Origin of the sequence: Nostocoides sp. (assembly GCF_037045025.1) — a bacterium.
Classification (GTDB): Bacteria; Actinomycetota; Actinomycetes; order Actinomycetales; family Dermatophilaceae; genus Nostocoides_A.
The window spans coordinates 646,054-660,470 of sequence record NZ_JBAOHM010000007.1; the positions used below are offsets into that span (position 1 = coordinate 646,054).

Annotated in this window: 10 protein-coding genes and 2 pseudogenes; 9 read left to right on the forward strand and 3 right to left on the reverse strand. The window is 69.3% G+C overall.

The window, feature by feature from the left end:
- Positions 1–35 precede the first annotated feature (35 nt).
- From uvrA to V9G19_RS07750, 6 genes and pseudogenes are all read left to right on the forward strand, one after another.
- Positions 36–3,277, forward strand: a pseudogene (gene uvrA / locus V9G19_RS07725) (excinuclease ABC subunit UvrA).
- 38 nt (positions 3,278–3,315) lie between these two features.
- On the forward strand, positions 3,316–4,023 hold the full coding sequence (locus V9G19_RS07730; protein ID WP_462284885.1) for a maleylpyruvate isomerase family mycothiol-dependent enzyme: 708 nt from the start codon (positions 3,316–3,318) through the stop codon (positions 4,021–4,023).
- Between the two features lie 217 nt (positions 4,024–4,240).
- A complete protein-coding gene (locus V9G19_RS07735; RefSeq protein WP_462284886.1) occupies positions 4,241–4,903 on the forward strand; it encodes an MBL fold metallo-hydrolase in 663 nt (220 codons plus the stop codon).
- Between the two features lie 202 nt (positions 4,904–5,105).
- Positions 5,106–5,978 (forward strand): EamA family transporter, encoded by an 873-nt coding sequence (locus V9G19_RS07740; RefSeq protein ID WP_462284887.1) that lies wholly within the window; start codon positions 5,106–5,108, stop codon positions 5,976–5,978.
- 277 nt (positions 5,979–6,255) lie between these two features.
- Positions 6,256–7,794: a DUF222 domain-containing protein gene (locus tag V9G19_RS07745; protein WP_462284888.1), complete on the forward strand. Its 1,539-nt coding sequence runs from the start codon at positions 6,256–6,258 to the stop codon at positions 7,792–7,794.
- Positions 7,795–7,916: 122 nt separating this feature from the next.
- A complete protein-coding gene (locus V9G19_RS07750) occupies positions 7,917–8,711 on the forward strand; it encodes an HNH endonuclease (RefSeq protein ID WP_462284889.1) in 795 nt (264 codons plus the stop codon).
- Between the two features lie 106 nt (positions 8,712–8,817).
- Here the strand turns inward: V9G19_RS07750 and V9G19_RS07755 are convergent, their stop codons facing one another.
- Positions 8,818–9,846, reverse strand: coding sequence for a TerC/Alx family metal homeostasis membrane protein (locus V9G19_RS07755; protein ID WP_462284890.1), 1,029 nt, complete (start codon positions 9,844–9,846; stop codon positions 8,818–8,820).
- 498 nt (positions 9,847–10,344) lie between these two features.
- On the opposite strand from V9G19_RS07755, the gene V9G19_RS07760 reads away from it, so the two are divergent.
- The 3 genes from V9G19_RS07760 to V9G19_RS07770 all read left to right on the forward strand — a co-directional run bounded on the left by V9G19_RS07760 (position 10,345) and on the right by V9G19_RS07770 (position 11,902).
- Positions 10,345–10,503, forward strand: coding sequence for a cell wall-binding repeat-containing protein (locus V9G19_RS07760; RefSeq protein ID WP_462285050.1), 159 nt, complete (start codon positions 10,345–10,347; stop codon positions 10,501–10,503).
- 186 nt (positions 10,504–10,689) lie between these two features.
- The gene (locus tag V9G19_RS07765; RefSeq protein ID WP_462284891.1) at positions 10,690–11,400 is read left to right on the forward strand and encodes a cell wall-binding repeat-containing protein; all 711 of its coding nucleotides are present in this window, start codon (positions 10,690–10,692) and stop codon (positions 11,398–11,400) included.
- Complete coding sequence (locus V9G19_RS07770) at positions 11,354–11,902, forward strand: polysaccharide deacetylase family protein (RefSeq protein ID WP_462284892.1); 549 nt, start codon at positions 11,354–11,356, stop codon at positions 11,900–11,902. Before V9G19_RS07765 ends, V9G19_RS07770 begins: the two co-directional genes overlap by 47 nt.
- Positions 11,903–11,932: 30 nt before the next feature.
- Here V9G19_RS07770 and V9G19_RS07775 read toward each other — a convergent pair whose 3' ends face one another.
- Together V9G19_RS07775 and uvrB are read right to left on the reverse strand one after the other, a co-directional pair.
- Positions 11,933–12,289, reverse strand: a complete 357-nt coding sequence (locus V9G19_RS07775) for an MmcQ/YjbR family DNA-binding protein (protein WP_462284893.1) — start codon at positions 12,287–12,289, stop codon at positions 11,933–11,935.
- Positions 12,286–14,396: pseudogene (gene uvrB / locus V9G19_RS07780) on the reverse strand (excinuclease ABC subunit UvrB). The gene V9G19_RS07775 and the pseudogene uvrB overlap by 4 nt, the downstream one beginning before the upstream one ends.
- Positions 14,397–14,417 lie beyond the last annotated feature (21 nt).

Consider the following 14,417-nt stretch of genomic DNA (forward strand, 5'->3'; position numbering starts at 1 on the left):
TCATCGACATGGGGCTGTCGGTGGCGCGACATACGATGGCGGACGTGACCCGAGCGACCGCCGCACGCGCCTCCGGAAGCCGCCACCACGACCAGTTGATCGTGCGCGGCGCGCGGGAGCACAACCTCAAGGACATCTCGGTCGAGTTGCCCCGGGACGCGCTCGTCGTCTTCACCGGCCTGTCCGGGTCGGGCAAGTCCTCCCTCGCCTTCGACACGATCTTCGCCGAGGGACAACGGCGCTATGTCGAATCGCTCTCGGCATACGCGCGGCAGTTCCTCGGGCAGATGGACAAGCCCGACGTCGACTTCATCGAGGGCCTCTCCCCCGCCGTCTCGATCGACCAGAAGTCGACCAACCGCAACCCGCGCTCGACGGTCGGCACGATCACCGAGGTCTATGACTACCTGCGACTGCTGTTCGCCCGGGCAGGTCGGCCGCACTGCCCGGTCTGTATGGAGCCGATCACCCGGCAGACGCCGCAACAAATCGTCGACCGGCTGCTGGAGCTGCCCGACGGCACCCGCTTCCAGGTGCTGGCGCCGGTGGTCCGCGCCCGCAAGGGCGAGTATGTCGACCTGTTCGCCGAGCTGCAGAGCAAGGGCTACGCACGCGCCCGCGTCGACGGGCAGGTCGTGACGCTAACCGAGCCACCCAAGCTGGAAAAGCAGGTCAAGCACACGATCGACGTCGTCGTCGACCGGTTGGTCGCCAAGGACGTCACGACCGACGCCGGGCGCTCGGCCAAGCGGCGACTGACCGACTCGGTCGAGACCGCGCTCGGGCTGGCCGGCGGGCTGGCCGTCGTCGAGTTCGTCGACCTCGCCGAGGACGACCCGGGCCGGGAGCGACGGTTCTCGGAGCGGATGGCCTGCCCCAACGACCATCCGCTGCAGATGGACGAGATCGAGCCGCGGTCGTTCTCGTTCAACAGCCCGTTCGGTGCCTGCCCGACGTGCACCGGCATCGGCACCGAGCTCGAGGTCGACCCCGAGCTGATCGTCCCCGACGAGGACCTCTCACTCGCCCAGGGGGCGATCGCCCCGTGGGGCCAGGGCTGGGGCTCGGCAGAATACTTCCAGCGGGTGTTGACCGCTCTCGCCGACGACCTCGGGTTCTCAATGGACTCGCCGTGGCGGGCGCTGCCGCAGCGCGCCAAGGAGGCGGTGCTGCACGGCAAGAACCACAAGGTGCACGTCAAATACCGCAACCGCTACGGGCGCGAGCGCTCCTACAGCACCGGCTTCGAGGGCGCGGTGCCCTTCGTCAAGCGCCGGCACGCCGAGACCGAGTCCGACTGGAGCCGGGAGCGTTATGAGGGGTTCATGCGGGAGATGCCCGTGCCCGGCCTGCCGCGGATCGCGGCTGAAGCCGGAGTCCCTGGCCGTGCTGGTCGGCGGGCGCAGCATCGCCCAAGTGTCCGCGCTGTCGATCCGGGGGGCCGCCGACTTCCTCGTCGACATCGACTTCACCGAGCGGGAGCGGCAGATTGCCGAGCGAGTGATCAAGGAGATCGGCGCGCGCCTCGGCTTCCTGCTGGACGTCGGCCTCGACTACCTCTCGCTCGACCGGGCCGCGGCGACGCTCTCCGGCGGCGAGGCGCAGCGGATCCGGTTGGCGACCCAGATCGGGTCCGGGCTAGTCGGGGTGCTCTATGTCCTCGACGAACCGTCGATCGGGCTGCACCAGCGCGACAACCACCGGCTCATCGAGACCCTCGTCCGCCTGCGTGACCTGGGCAACACCCTGATCGTCGTCGAGCACGACGAGGACACGATCGCGACCGCCGATTGGGTGGTCGACATCGGACCGGGCGCCGGCGAGCACGGCGGGCATGTTGTGCACAGCGGCCCGGTTGCCGGGTTGCTGGGTCACGCCGACTCGATCACCGGCAAATACCTCAGCGGCCGGTTGGAGATCCCGACGCCGCCGATCCGGCGGCCGATCGACAAGACCAAGCATGGTCACGGTCGTCGGTGCCAAGGAACACAACCTGCGAGGATGTGACGGTCTCCTTCCCCCTCGGCGCCTTCATCGCCGTCACCGGCGTCTCCGGCTCGGGCAAGTCGACGCTGGTCAACGACATCCTCTACAACGTGCTGGCCAACAAGCTCAACGGCGCCCGACACGTGCCGGGGCGGCACAAGACGCGTGACCGGGTTGGAGCACCTCGACAAGGTCGTGCACGTCGACCAGAGCCCGATCGGACGGACCCCGCGGAGCAATCCGGCGACCTATACCGGGCGTCTTCGACCACGTCCGCAAGCTGTTCGCGACGACGACCGAGGCCAAGATCCGCGGCTATCAGCAGGGCCGGTTCAGCTTCAACGTCAAGGGCGGCCGGTGCGAGGCCTGCTCCGGTGACGGGACGATCAAGATCGAGATGAACTTCCTGCCCGACGTCTACGTCCCGTGCGAGGTCTGCCACGGCTCGCGCTACAACCGCGAGACGCTCGAGGTCCATTTCAAGGGCAAGACCATCGCCGACGTGCTCGGCGATGCCGATCGAGGAGGCCGAGGAGTTCTTCGCCGCGGTCCCGGCGATCGCCCGGCACATGACGACGCTGAACGCCGTCGGGCTCGGGCTATGTCCGGCTCGGGCAGCCGGCGACCGACTCTGTCCGGTGGTGAGGCGCAGCGGGTCAAGCTGGCGAGCGAGCTGCAGAAGCGCTCCACCGGCCGCACCGTCTATGTCCTCGACGAGCCGACCACAGGTCTGCACTTCGAGGACATCCGCAAGCTGCTGCTCGTGCTGCAGGGCCTGGTCGACAAGGGCAACACGGTGATCGTCATCGAACACAACCTCGACGTCATCAAGAACGCCGACTGGATCATCGACCTCGGCCCCGAGGGCGGCTCCGGTGGTGGCCGGGTGCTCGCCGAGGGCACCCCCGAGCAGGTCGCCGCGCTACCCGACAGCCACACCGGACGCTTCCTGGCTCCAATCCTCGCCCGGACGGCCCGCACGCCGGAACGGGCCGGCGCCACGCCGGACCCGGGGAAGACGGCGACAACGGCCACGGAGCCGGCAGCCACGAAGGCGGAGGCAAGGAAGGCATCGGCTACGAAGGCATCGGCAACGAAGGCGAGAACAGGCAAGGCGGCACCGGCCAAGACCGCCACGACAGCGGCCGCGGCGACAGAGACCGCGGCGGCGAAAGTATCGGCGGCACCGGCCAAGACCGCCCCAGCAACGACATCGGCTGCGGCGCAACCGGCGCCGGCCAAGAGCGCGGCGACCAAGGCGGCCGTGCGGCGCATCCGCAAGGCCGGCTGACCGGTCCCGACCCAACCAGCAGCAGCGAAGGGAGCGTCATGGACGAGCACGCGCACGCGGAGGATGTGCTGGGGGTGTTGACGCGGCATACGAACGCATTGATCACGACAGCGGCGGGACTGGACGATGTCGCCGCGCCGAGCCGCTGCGAAGGCTGGACCCGGGCGCACGTGCTGACCCACGTTGCCCGCAACGCCGATGCGCTCGGGCGGTTGGTTTCCTGGGCGGTGACCGGCGTGCGGGAGGAGATGTATCCCGGCGGCCCCGGTGCGCGGGACGCCGAGATCGAGGCCGGCGCCGGACGACCGCACGCCGAGTTGGTCGGCGACGTGGCCACGAGCGCCGCCGCTCTGGCTCTCGCCTTTGGTGGCCTGGACGATGCCGTGGTCCCCGGCGTGGAGATGCGCGGCGGCCGGGTGCTCGCCCCCGGCGATCTGCCCGTGCTGCGGCTGCGTGAGGTCGTCTATCACCACGTCGACCTCGACGCCGGCTTCGGCTTCGCCGATGTCGACGACGCTCTGATCCGCACCTTCCTCGAGGAGGAGGTCGCCCGGCTCGACGCCCACCCCGAGCGGCCCGCCCTGACGATCGTCCTGCCCGACGAGTCCCGCTATCTGATCGCCGACGGCGGCCCGGAGGTCCACGGCGAGCGGGCCGCGATGCTGTTGTGGCTGGCCCGGCGCGACCCGTCCGGCGTGACGACCCGCGACGGGAGTGGCCTGCCCGACCTTCCCCGAGGAGCCTGACCTTGCCGACGGACCAGACGTGGGGAGGTGTCGCAGAAGTGGGGGGATTTCGCAGGAGTGGGGGAATTTCGCAGAGGTCACACGTACTCCGTGTGACCTCTGCGGATATGTGTGACCTCTGCAAATGCGCGTGACCTCTCCACCCGGGTGAGAGCGCCGGCACTCCCCGCGACCGGTTGGCCATAACCTGTGGCCCAGAACCGAGAGGAGTTCCGAGATGACCTACACCGGCGAGGTGACGCCTGGTGGCCCGAGCGACGTTCGTGAACTGGGCCGGGCCACCATACGCAAAATCGCTGTGTCGGAGCAGCACAACAACGTCTATCTCGTGACCTGCACCGCGACCGGCGAGCAACTGCTTATCGACGCCGCCGATGACGCGCCGCGGATCGCCAGGTTGATCGCAGAAGGCACCGGGACAGTGCAGCACCTGGTCACCACGCATCGGCATTGGGACCACACTCGCGCGCTCACCGAGGTCGCCGCGGCCACCGGCGCTCGAACGTATGCCGGCGCCGACGACGCCGACGCCCTGCCGGTAGCGCCCGACGTCCGCCTCGAACATGGGGACACGGTCAGCGTGGGCGAGTTGACCTTCGATGTGATCCACCTGCGCGGGCATACTCCCGGCTCGGTGGCTCTGGCGTATGCCGATCACGAAGGCCACACGCACCTCTTCACCGGCGACTCCCTCTTCCCCGGCGGGGTGGGCAACACGAAGATGCCGGGTCAAAGCTTCGAGTCCCTCTATGCGGACGTCGTGGCGCGGGTCTTCGGCGTGTACGACGACGACACGTGGTTCTACCCAGGGCACGGCGCGGACTCGACGATCGGCGCCGAGCGCCCCAATCTCGACGAATGGCGCGCTCGCGGCTGGTGAAGTCCGGTCGTTGGCCGGGTCGGAGCACGTGTGCGCTCCATCCGTGACGCCGGGTCGTCTCCGTGTCCTTCAGGAACTCGGGCAGGGCCTGGCCGAGTCCCGATGCAATCGGACCAAGCCCGAACGGATGTGTGGGTGCCTACCGAGATCCTCGGATGATGGGTGACCGGGATCGACGCAAGGACCCGCGTAGGCTGCACCGGTGTCCGCCGTCAACCGGGTCCCCGCGTCCATCTTGGTGCTCGGTGGCATCGTCTCGGTCCAGTTCGGTGGGGCCATCGCCCAAACGCTCATCCCCGTCCTCGGCGCCGGTGGGACGGTGGTGTTGCGACTGCTGCTGTCCACGACCATCATGCTCGCCGTGCTGCGGCCCCGCTGGCGTGGCTACGGGCGGGCGGAGTGGACGACCGTGCTGCTGTTTGGCCTCGCGCTCGGTCTGATGAACTACACCTTCTATGGGTCGCTCGCCCACCTGCCGATCGGGGTGGCGGTCACGATCGAGTTCATCGGGCCGCTGCTGCTCGCGTCCGCCCTGTCCCGGCGGCTGCTGGACATCATCGCCGTGCTGGCTGCCGGGGTCGGTGTGGTATTGATCTCCGAGGCACTGCACACGCCGTTGGCCGATCTGGAGTGGACCGGAATCGCGCTGGCGCTGACCGCCGGAGGATGCTGGGCGGCATACGTCATCTTGTCCGGCCGAGCCGGGGCGCATTTCCCCGCCCTGGACGGGCTCGCCTTGGCGATGGTCGTCGCGACCGCGGTGACGTTGCCGGTCGGCATTGGGAGCGTCCCGGACTGGACCGGCCCGCTGGCGCTCAAGGGGCTCGGCATCGCCGTGCTGTCCTCGCTGCTGCCCTATTCGCTGGAACTGCTCGCGTTGCGGCGGATGTCGGCGAAGGTGTTCGGCGTGATGCTCAGCCTGGAGCCGGCGTGTGCAGCGCTCGCCGGCCTGCTGGTGCTCGGGCAACGACTGCACCCAGCCCAGTTGGTCGGTATGGCGTTGGTCGTGGGCGCCAGCGTGCTGATCATGGGCTTCGGCGCGCGGCCGGATCCGGCCGAGGCCGCGGCGACCTGAGCCCGGTGGCCATGTCGCCCGCCCCTCTGTCGAGATCCAGGGGCCGGGATCGGCTCATTCCGGTCCCTCTCTCCCGGAATCGCGCCAAGCAAAGAGCGGCGGAACTCGCGGCCCCTCGAGTCGGGAGATTCGCCCGAACTCTGCCCGTCGATTCAGCCCGACGACGCGATCTACCCGGTTGCAGACACATCCCGGTGGCACGAGTCGGGTGAATAGCAAGGGCATATATCCGAGATTTGTTCTTGTCTACCGACCGGTAATCTAGTATAATTGTGGCATGACGGCGATCCTACCCACCACCCCCGGAACCCCCGGGGACGATGGCGGCAGGGACGACGCGGTCGCCACGGTCGTGAATGACTTCTTTGATGACTGTGACGGGCTGGCCGGTCAGCTGACTCCGGAGGAAGAGCTGGCGCTGCTGCAACGCGGGGATGAGGAGCCGATGTTCGCCGACGCGGCCGAGGAGGCCGCGTTCTTCGCCCAGATCCGCGCGGACATGGAGGACTACGAGGCCGCCCAGTTCCCCCGCCGCGGCCGCGGCGGCTACCCCGGCGGCGGCGAGGGTGGGGATGAGTGCGGGTCGCGGTTCGCGGAGCTGGTGGGGGCACCACAGCGGGCGAGCGATCAGGTGGCCTGGCTGACCGCGATCACCGACGCGTTGGCCGAGGTCGACGGCCTGGCCCAGGACGCGGGGCAGGGGGAGCGGATCGAGGTGTTGAGCGTGTGTGAACGCCTCAAAGCGGCCCTGGCGGCGGCCCAGGCGCGAGTGAGCGTCGCGTTCGCCGACACCCATACCGCCGACGCGCACGCCCGCGGGCTCTCGCCGCGGGCGGCGAGCCGGGGAATCACCCCGCAACTCGCGCTGGCCCGCGGGTGTAGCCCGTCGGCGGCGCAGGCGCAGCTGTCCCAGTCGCGGGCGTTGACCAGCGTGTTACCGCACACCCTGGCCGCCCTGACCGCGGGCCTGATCTCCCCGGCGGTCGCGGGCGCGGTCTGCGCCGAAGCCGCCGGGTTGTCCGAGGACGACCAGCGCCTCCTGGACGCCGAGCTCGGGGAGCGGTTGCCGGTGTTGACCCTGGCGCAGGCGCGGGCCGCCGCCGCCCAGGTCGCCGCCCGGCTCGACCCGGACGCCGTCCTGGCCAGGCACGCCAAAGCGGTCTCCTCCCGGGGAGCGTGGACCCGGCCGGCGCCGGACGGGATGGCCTACCTGACCCTCTTGGACACGTTGCCGCGGATCGTGTCGGCGTACGCGTGTTTGCACCGGCACGCCACCGGCGTGCTCGCCGGCGCCGACCCGGATGACCCGGCGGGGGAGCGGACCTATTCGCAGGTGCTGGCCGACACCGCCATCGCGCGGCTGTCTGGGCTGGCGTCCGGGCAGTTCCCCCCGGCCGCGGTCACCCTGGTGATGACCCCCGACAACCTGTACGGCAAGAACCTCAACGACCTGGGCGACCTATTCACCCCCACCGCCCCCAGTGACACCACCGACAACACCGACACCGACACCACCGACACCACCGACACCACCGGCGCTCCCGACACCACCGGCAGCGACAGCACCGCCGACAGCCGTGCCACCGAAACCACCGGCAGCGACAGCGGCGCGACCGAGACTGCCGACACCCACACTGGCGACGACGCCGGCGCCGGCGAACCCGAACCTTGGCCCGCCGAAGCCGACGCTGCCGAGCCCGAGTCCGAGCCTGCTGCCGGCTCGCCGGCCGAGACGGTTCCCGGCGATGCCACCGCCGACGCTGACCCCACCGACGACGGCGAGCCCACCGACCAGCCGTCGCCTGGAGAGCCCTGACACCCACGGCGAGCCGAACGATGACGGCGCCGAGCCCGCCGACACCCGCGCGGGCAGCAGGAGCCAGCCGGCCGGCCCCAGCGGCCCCGCCGCGGAACCCGCCGCGCCCGCGCGATCCCCCGGTGACGATCGCGGCGACCCGGACAAGGCCGCCGATCCCGACGGACACCGACCCCGCCGACACGCATCCCGACAGCCACCCCGCCACCGAGTCCGACCCCATCACCGAAGCCCCGGCGGGCGAGCCGCCAACCCCGACGGACCAGCACCCACCCACCGAGCCTGCCTGGCACCGCCCCGGCGAGGGCAGCCGCTGCGCCGGCGCCGCCGACCCGGTCCGCATCCTCGGCCACGGCACCATCCCCGCCGCCCTCGCCCGCGAATGGCTCCTCTGCGGCTGCGACACCCCCGACACCGACACCGACACCCCCGACAACCACTGCGGTCCGCCGGGCCCCGGCGAACACCCCGCCGCGGTGTCCCTGCGGCGGGCGTTCACCAGCCCCGACCGGCGCGACCTGATCGCCCTCGAATCCGCCGCCCGCCTCTTCCCACCCCTACTGCGCTCCCTGCTCATCCTGCGCGACGACCGCTGCCGCATGCCCCACTGCGATGCCCCCATCCGCCACGCTGACCACGCCGTCCCCGCCGCGAAGGGCGGGCCCACCAGCTACCAGAACGGGCAAGGCCTGTCCGCCGGCTGCAACTACACCAAAGACCTGCCCGGGTTCACCACCCGCGTCCTAACCCGCGCCGAGATCGCCGCCTACGCCGCCGGACCCGAGACCGACCGCAACACCCACATCGCCCGCAACGCCAGGCCCCGCACCCACATCACCGCGATCACCACCCCCACCGGCCACACCTACCTCTCCATCCCACCGCCGGCCCTCGGCTGGGGACACCGCCCCACCTGACCCCGCCACACCCAGTCCCGCCACGCCTGAAACCCATCGCCGGCTGGGCCTCCTCACGCGCCAGCTGGACTGCGCGATTGACCAAATCGCGCAAATCAGCCCTTCGTTATACGGCGTCCTGGGGTGAGTTGCGAGCGTCACGGCTGGACTTCCACAGGCTGGCGATCGTCGTGACGCCGAGAATGACGAGGATGGCGCCGAGCGAGACCGAGATCGGGATGTCCGGGACGCTGACATGCTCACCACCGTTGATGAACGGCAACTCGTTCTCATGCAGGGCGTGTAGCAGCAGCTTGACCCCGATGAACGCCAACAGCACGGCGAGCCCGATGCTGAGATAGACCAGCTTCTGCAGCAGCCCGCCAAGGAGGAAATAGAGCTGCCGCAGGCCCATCAGGGCGAACAGGTTGGCCACCAGGACGATATAAGGCTCCTTGGTCAGGCCGTAGATCGCCGGGATGGAGTCCAACGCGAACAGCAGGTCGGTGGTGCCGAGCGCGAGGATGACGAACAGCATCGGCGTGGCAAGCCGGCGCGCGCCATCCTTGACGAAGAGCTTGGTCCCCTGGAACTGCGGCGTCGACGGGAAGCGCTTCTCGATGGCCTTCATGAACCGGTTCTCCTCGAACTCCTCATCGTCCGACTCACCCTCGGTCGCGAGTTTGACCGCGGTGTAGATGAGGAAGGCGCCGAAGATGTAGAAGACCCAAGAGAAGTTGTTGATCGCCGCCGCACCGGCCCAGATGAACAGGCCACGCAGGATGATCGCGATGATAATGCCGATCATCAACGCGAACTGTTGCAGCTTCTCCGGCACCGCGAACTTCGCCATGATCAGCAAGAAGATAAACAGGTTGTCGACGCTGAGCGAGTACTCGGTCAGCCACCCTGCGAAGAACTCCCCGGACAGCTTGCCGCCCTTGGTCACCAACAACATGATCCCAAAAGCGACCGCCGCGCCGATGTAGAGGCCCAGCGCGACCACCAATTCCTTGGTGCTCGGTCGGTGCGGGTTCCGCGCGATCCACAGGACGTCGAAGGCCAGCACGGCGGCCGCGACGGCGATGGTCAGCCACCACACCCACGCGTGCAAGTCGAGCTGCGTGGCGTTGGCCGTGGCAAGGGTTGCGGTCATGGGCACCTTCCGGACACGAGCAAATCAGTCCCGAAGGTCTCTCCCACCAGTTGGGCCGGCGGCCCCGAGCCCGGTGGCGAGCTGTGCTGACGAGGCTACCGCGTGGGGATACTCCCCTTCGCGTGCGGGCAGTCTAGCGCCTTCGGCAACTAAGACGCCCCGTCTAGCGCCTTCGACAGCTACGACGCCCCGCCCGCTCACAGGCACCGAGCCGTCAACCGCCGAGACCGCTCGCGCGTGCCAGCAGCGTGGTGACCTGCTCACGGCCACCACGCGAGGAGAGTTCGCCATCGCCGGCCACACCACAGACCACCCCATTCTCACGACGCCGTCGCCGCATGCTCGGCCTCACCATCGCTTCCGCGCTCGCCCTCACCGGCGTCGGCCTCGCCAGCGCCCATCCGACGAGCCAACCACCCTCAGCCAGCCGCTCGGGCGACCCGGGATTCCGGATCGAGCGGTTCGGCCGGCGCCAACCGCTACGAGGCTGCTGCGGCGATCAGTCGCGAGTTCTTCCCGTCATCCGCGGCCGTTGCCGTCGTCGCCAGCGGCGAGGTGTATGCCGATGGCCTGGCCGCTGGCCCGGCCGCGGACCAGCTCGGCGGTCCGGTCCTGTTCGTCAAGAAGGATCATGTCCCCGAGGTCGACCCGCGCTGAACTGCAACGGCTGCGACCAGGGCGCGTGCTCGTCCTCGGCGGAACGGCGACGATCGACGACGCCACCTTCGCGGCGATCGCCGGATCGACGAGCGCATCGACGACCCGAGTCAGCGGCACCGACCGGTTCGCCGTAGCCGCCGCCGTCAGTCAGCGCCGCGTTCGCGTCGGGCGCGGACATCGCCTATGTCGCCTCCGGACGGCGTCTGGCCGGACGCGCTCGCCGGTGGTGCCGCGGCCGCGGTCCAGGGCGCGCCGATGCTGTTGACGGACACCCACAGCGTCCCGACCTCGATCCGCGACGAGCTGCGGCGGCTCGCTCCGGACCGGATCATGCTGCTCGGCGGCACCGCATCGGTGAGTTCGGGCGCGGCGGCGGACCTAGCCACCATCGCTCCGGTGGAACGGGTGTGGGGAGACGACCGCTACGCGACCGCGCTCGCCGTCTCGCGGCGTGTGTTCGGTCCGGACCGGCCCGGCCTCCTGCTCGCCACCGGCGCGAGCTACCCGGATGCCCTGGCCGGCGTGCCCGCCACCCGCGCGACCCGCGGGCCAATCCTCCTGACCCGGACCACGTCCCTGGCGAGTGGCACGGAGGCCGAACTGTCCCGGCTGGGGCCGGATACGGCATACATCATCGGCGGGACGGCATCGGTCTCGATCGCCGTGCCCCGTCTGGTCCAGCGCCAGCTCGGCCTGTGCTGGGCCGGGTTCGCGCCCACCTCCACCAGTCAGGAAATCGTCACCCAGGCCGACGGAGTGAGCGGCGCCAAACTCGCGTTCACGTTGGACATGGGCGGGCGGCTGACCGGGGCGGCCGACATCGTCCGCTATCCTGACCGATCACCAGGTGTGCACGACGTTCTTCCCGACGTCGATCATGGCGGCGACCGATGAGGGACGAGAAGTCCTCGCCCTGATCGCGGCCCATCCGGAACTCTTCGAGGTCGGCAACCACACCGTCCACCACTGCGATCTCGTGCTCGGCGGCGGCGGATCGCCGACCGCGCCGCCGTGCGACCGTCCGATGACCGACGACTTCGTCCGCTCCGAGCTGTCCGGCGCCGAGTCCGCGCTCCGCTCGCTCAGCGGCGGTATGCCGATCCGGCCCTACTGGCGTCCGCCGTTCGGCTCGCACGACTCGCGGGTGCGCGGTCTCGCCGCCTCGGTGGGGTATCCGAAGACGATCATGTGGAGCCGGGACACCATCGACTGGAGCGAGTCGACCACCACCGCCCAGATCATCGACCGCGTGCTCAACCCATCGCCGGCGAGCGGCACGATCGTGCTGGCCCACCTCGGCGGCTACCACACCGGCGAGGCACTCCCGACGATCGTCACCACCCTGCGAGCGCGGGGGTTCACCTTCACAACCGTCTCGGACCTGCTCGACGGCTGACCGTCTCGGGCCTGCTCGACGGCTGGGGTCTCAGGTGGCGGCGGGCCGCTTCGACTTCGGCAGCTTGCTGACGACCAGCTCGTAGGACAGGTCGACCGCGTCGAGGATCTCCTCGTCGGGGATCGCGCCCCCGATCGTGAGCGTGTTCCAGCCGTTGCGGCCGATATACGGCATGACGACCACGTCCTTGGGGTATTGGTGCAGCCACTCGTCGGCTTCGGCCCGGTTGGCGCCGCACTTGACACCGACGCTTTCGCCGCCGAGCCCGAAGGCGAATATCTTGCCGGCGACCTTGGCGACGTGGTCGCCCTCCCACGGCTCGTCGGCATACGCGCCGCGCTTGCCGAGCGCATGCGCGCTCACCTGCTCGGGGGTCAGGCCGCTCATCGGGTGGCCTCGCTCATCTGCCGCAACTCCTTCTTGAGGTCGCCGATCTCGTCACGCAGCCGCGCGGCGAGCTCGAACTTCAACTCGCCGGCGGCCTGGTGCATCTGCTCGGTGAGTTCCTGGATCAGCGCGGCCAGCTCGCTCGCCGGCAGCCCCTTGACCGTCGCAACCTGGCCGGTGTCGGCCATCATCGCGCCCCGCCCGCCCCGGCCCGCCCCGCGCACACCGCGCGATTGGCTGCGCCCGGATCCGATGCAGGGTCTCGGTGTCGGCGTCCTCGCGGCCGAGCAGGTCGGTGATGTCGGCGATCCGCTTGCGCAGCGGCTGGGGGTCGATGCCGTTCTCCCGGTTGTAGGCGAGTTGCTTCTCGCGACGCCGGTTGGTCTCCTCGATGGCGTGCTGCATGCTCGGGGTGAGCTGATCGGCATACATGTGCACTTGGCCGCAGACGTGCCGGGCGGCGCGGCCGATCGTCTGGATCAGCGAGCGCGCGGAGCGCAAGAATCCCTCCTTGTCGGCATCGAGAATGCTGACCAGCGAGACCTCGGGCAGGTCCAGTCCCTCGCGCAGCAGGTTGATCCCGACGAGGACATCGAACTCGCCGAGCCGCAGCTCCCGCAACAACTCCACGCGTCGCAACGTGTCGATGTCGGAGTGCAGGTAGCGGACGCGCACTCCCTTCTCGAGGAGGTAGTCGGTCAGGTCCTCGGCCATCTTCTTGGTCAGCGTGGTCACCAGCACCCGCTCGTCCCGCTTGGCCCGCTGGAAGATCTGGTCGAGGAGGTCATCGATCTGCCCGCGGGTGCCGCTTGACGATGATCTCGGGGTCGACCAGGCCGGTCGGGCGGATGACCTGCTCGACGACGCCGTCGGACTTGGCCAGCTCGTAGTCGCCCGGGGTCGCCGACAGGTAGACGGTCTGCCCGATCCGGTCGAGGAACTCCTCCCACATCAGCGGCCGGTTGTCCATCGCGCTCGGCAGGCGGAAGCCGTGCTCGACGAGCGTGCGCTTGCGGGACATATCGCCTTCATACATGGCGCCGATCTGCGGCACGGTCTGGTGCGACTCGTCCAGAACGAGCAGGAAGTCCTCGGGGAAGTAGTCGAGCAGGCAGTTGGGGGCACTGCCGCGGGTGCGGCCGTCGATGTGCATCGAATAGTTCTCGATGCCCGCGCACGAGCCGATCTGGCGCATCATCTCGATGTCGTAGGTCGTGCGCATCCGCAGCCGCTGGGCCTCGAGCATCTTGCCCTGCTTCTCGAACAGCGCGAGTTGCTCGGCCAGCTCCTTCTCGATGCCGCTGATCGCCCGCTCCATCCGCTCCGGGCCGGCGACATAGTGCGTTGCCGGGAAGACATACATTTCCTGCTCCTCGCGCACGACCTCGCCGGTGATCGGGTGCAGGGTATAGAGCCGCTCGATCTCATCGCCGAAGAACTCGATCCGGATCGCCAGCTCCTCATAGACCGGGATGATCTCGACCGTGTCGCCGCGCACCCGGAAGGTGCCCCGGGTGAACGACAGATCGTTGCGCGTGTATTGCATCGTGACGAACTTGCGCAGCAGCTCATCGCGCTCGATGACATCGCCGACCCGCAGCGGGACCATGCGGTCGACGTATTCCTGCGGGGTGCCGAGGCCGTAAATGCAGCTCACCGAGGCGACGACGACGACATCGCGGCGGGTCAGCAGCGAGTTGGTGGCGCTGTGCCGCAGCCGCTCGACCTCGTCGTTGATCGAGGAGTCCTTCTCGATGTAGGTGTCGGTCTGGGGGACGTAGGCCTCGGGCTGGTAGTAGTCGTAGTAGGAGACGAAGTATTCGACCGCGTTGTTGGGCAGAAGCTCGCGAAACTCGTTGGCGAGCTGAGCGGCGAGCGTCTTGTTGGGGGCCATCACCAGCGTCGGCCGCTGGACCTGCTCGATCAGCCAGGCCGTGGTCGCCGACTTGCCGGTGCCGGTCGCGCCGAGGAGCACGATGTCCTGCTCCCCCGCCTTGACCCGCCGGGCCAGGTCGCTGATCGCCGTCGGCTGGTCGCCGTTGGGCTCGAAGTCGGAGACCACGGCGAAGGGAGCCACCCGCCGCTTGAGGTCAGTGGTCGGACGCATGGTGCAACGGTAAACGCCTCC

Excerpts from the sequence above, each read along its gene's own strand:
- V9G19_RS07730 (WP_462284885.1), top strand. The coding sequence starts at position 3,316 with ATGGACGAGCACGCGCACGCGGAGGATGTGCTGGGGGTGTTGACGCGG.
- V9G19_RS07735 (WP_462284886.1), top strand. The coding sequence starts at position 4,241 with ATGACCTACACCGGCGAGGTGACGCCTGGTGGCCCGAGCGACGTTCGT.
- V9G19_RS07745 (WP_462284888.1), top strand. The coding sequence starts at position 6,256 with ATGACGGCGATCCTACCCACCACCCCCGGAACCCCCGGGGACGATGGC.
- V9G19_RS07755 (WP_462284890.1), bottom strand. The coding sequence starts at position 9,846 with ATGACCGCAACCCTTGCCACGGCCAACGCCACGCAGCTCGACTTGCAC.
- V9G19_RS07765 (WP_462284891.1), top strand. The coding sequence starts at position 10,690 with ATGTCGCCTCCGGACGGCGTCTGGCCGGACGCGCTCGCCGGTGGTGCC.
- V9G19_RS07775 (WP_462284893.1), bottom strand. The coding sequence starts at position 12,289 with ATGAGCGGCCTGACCCCCGAGCAGGTGAGCGCGCATGCGCTCGGCAAG.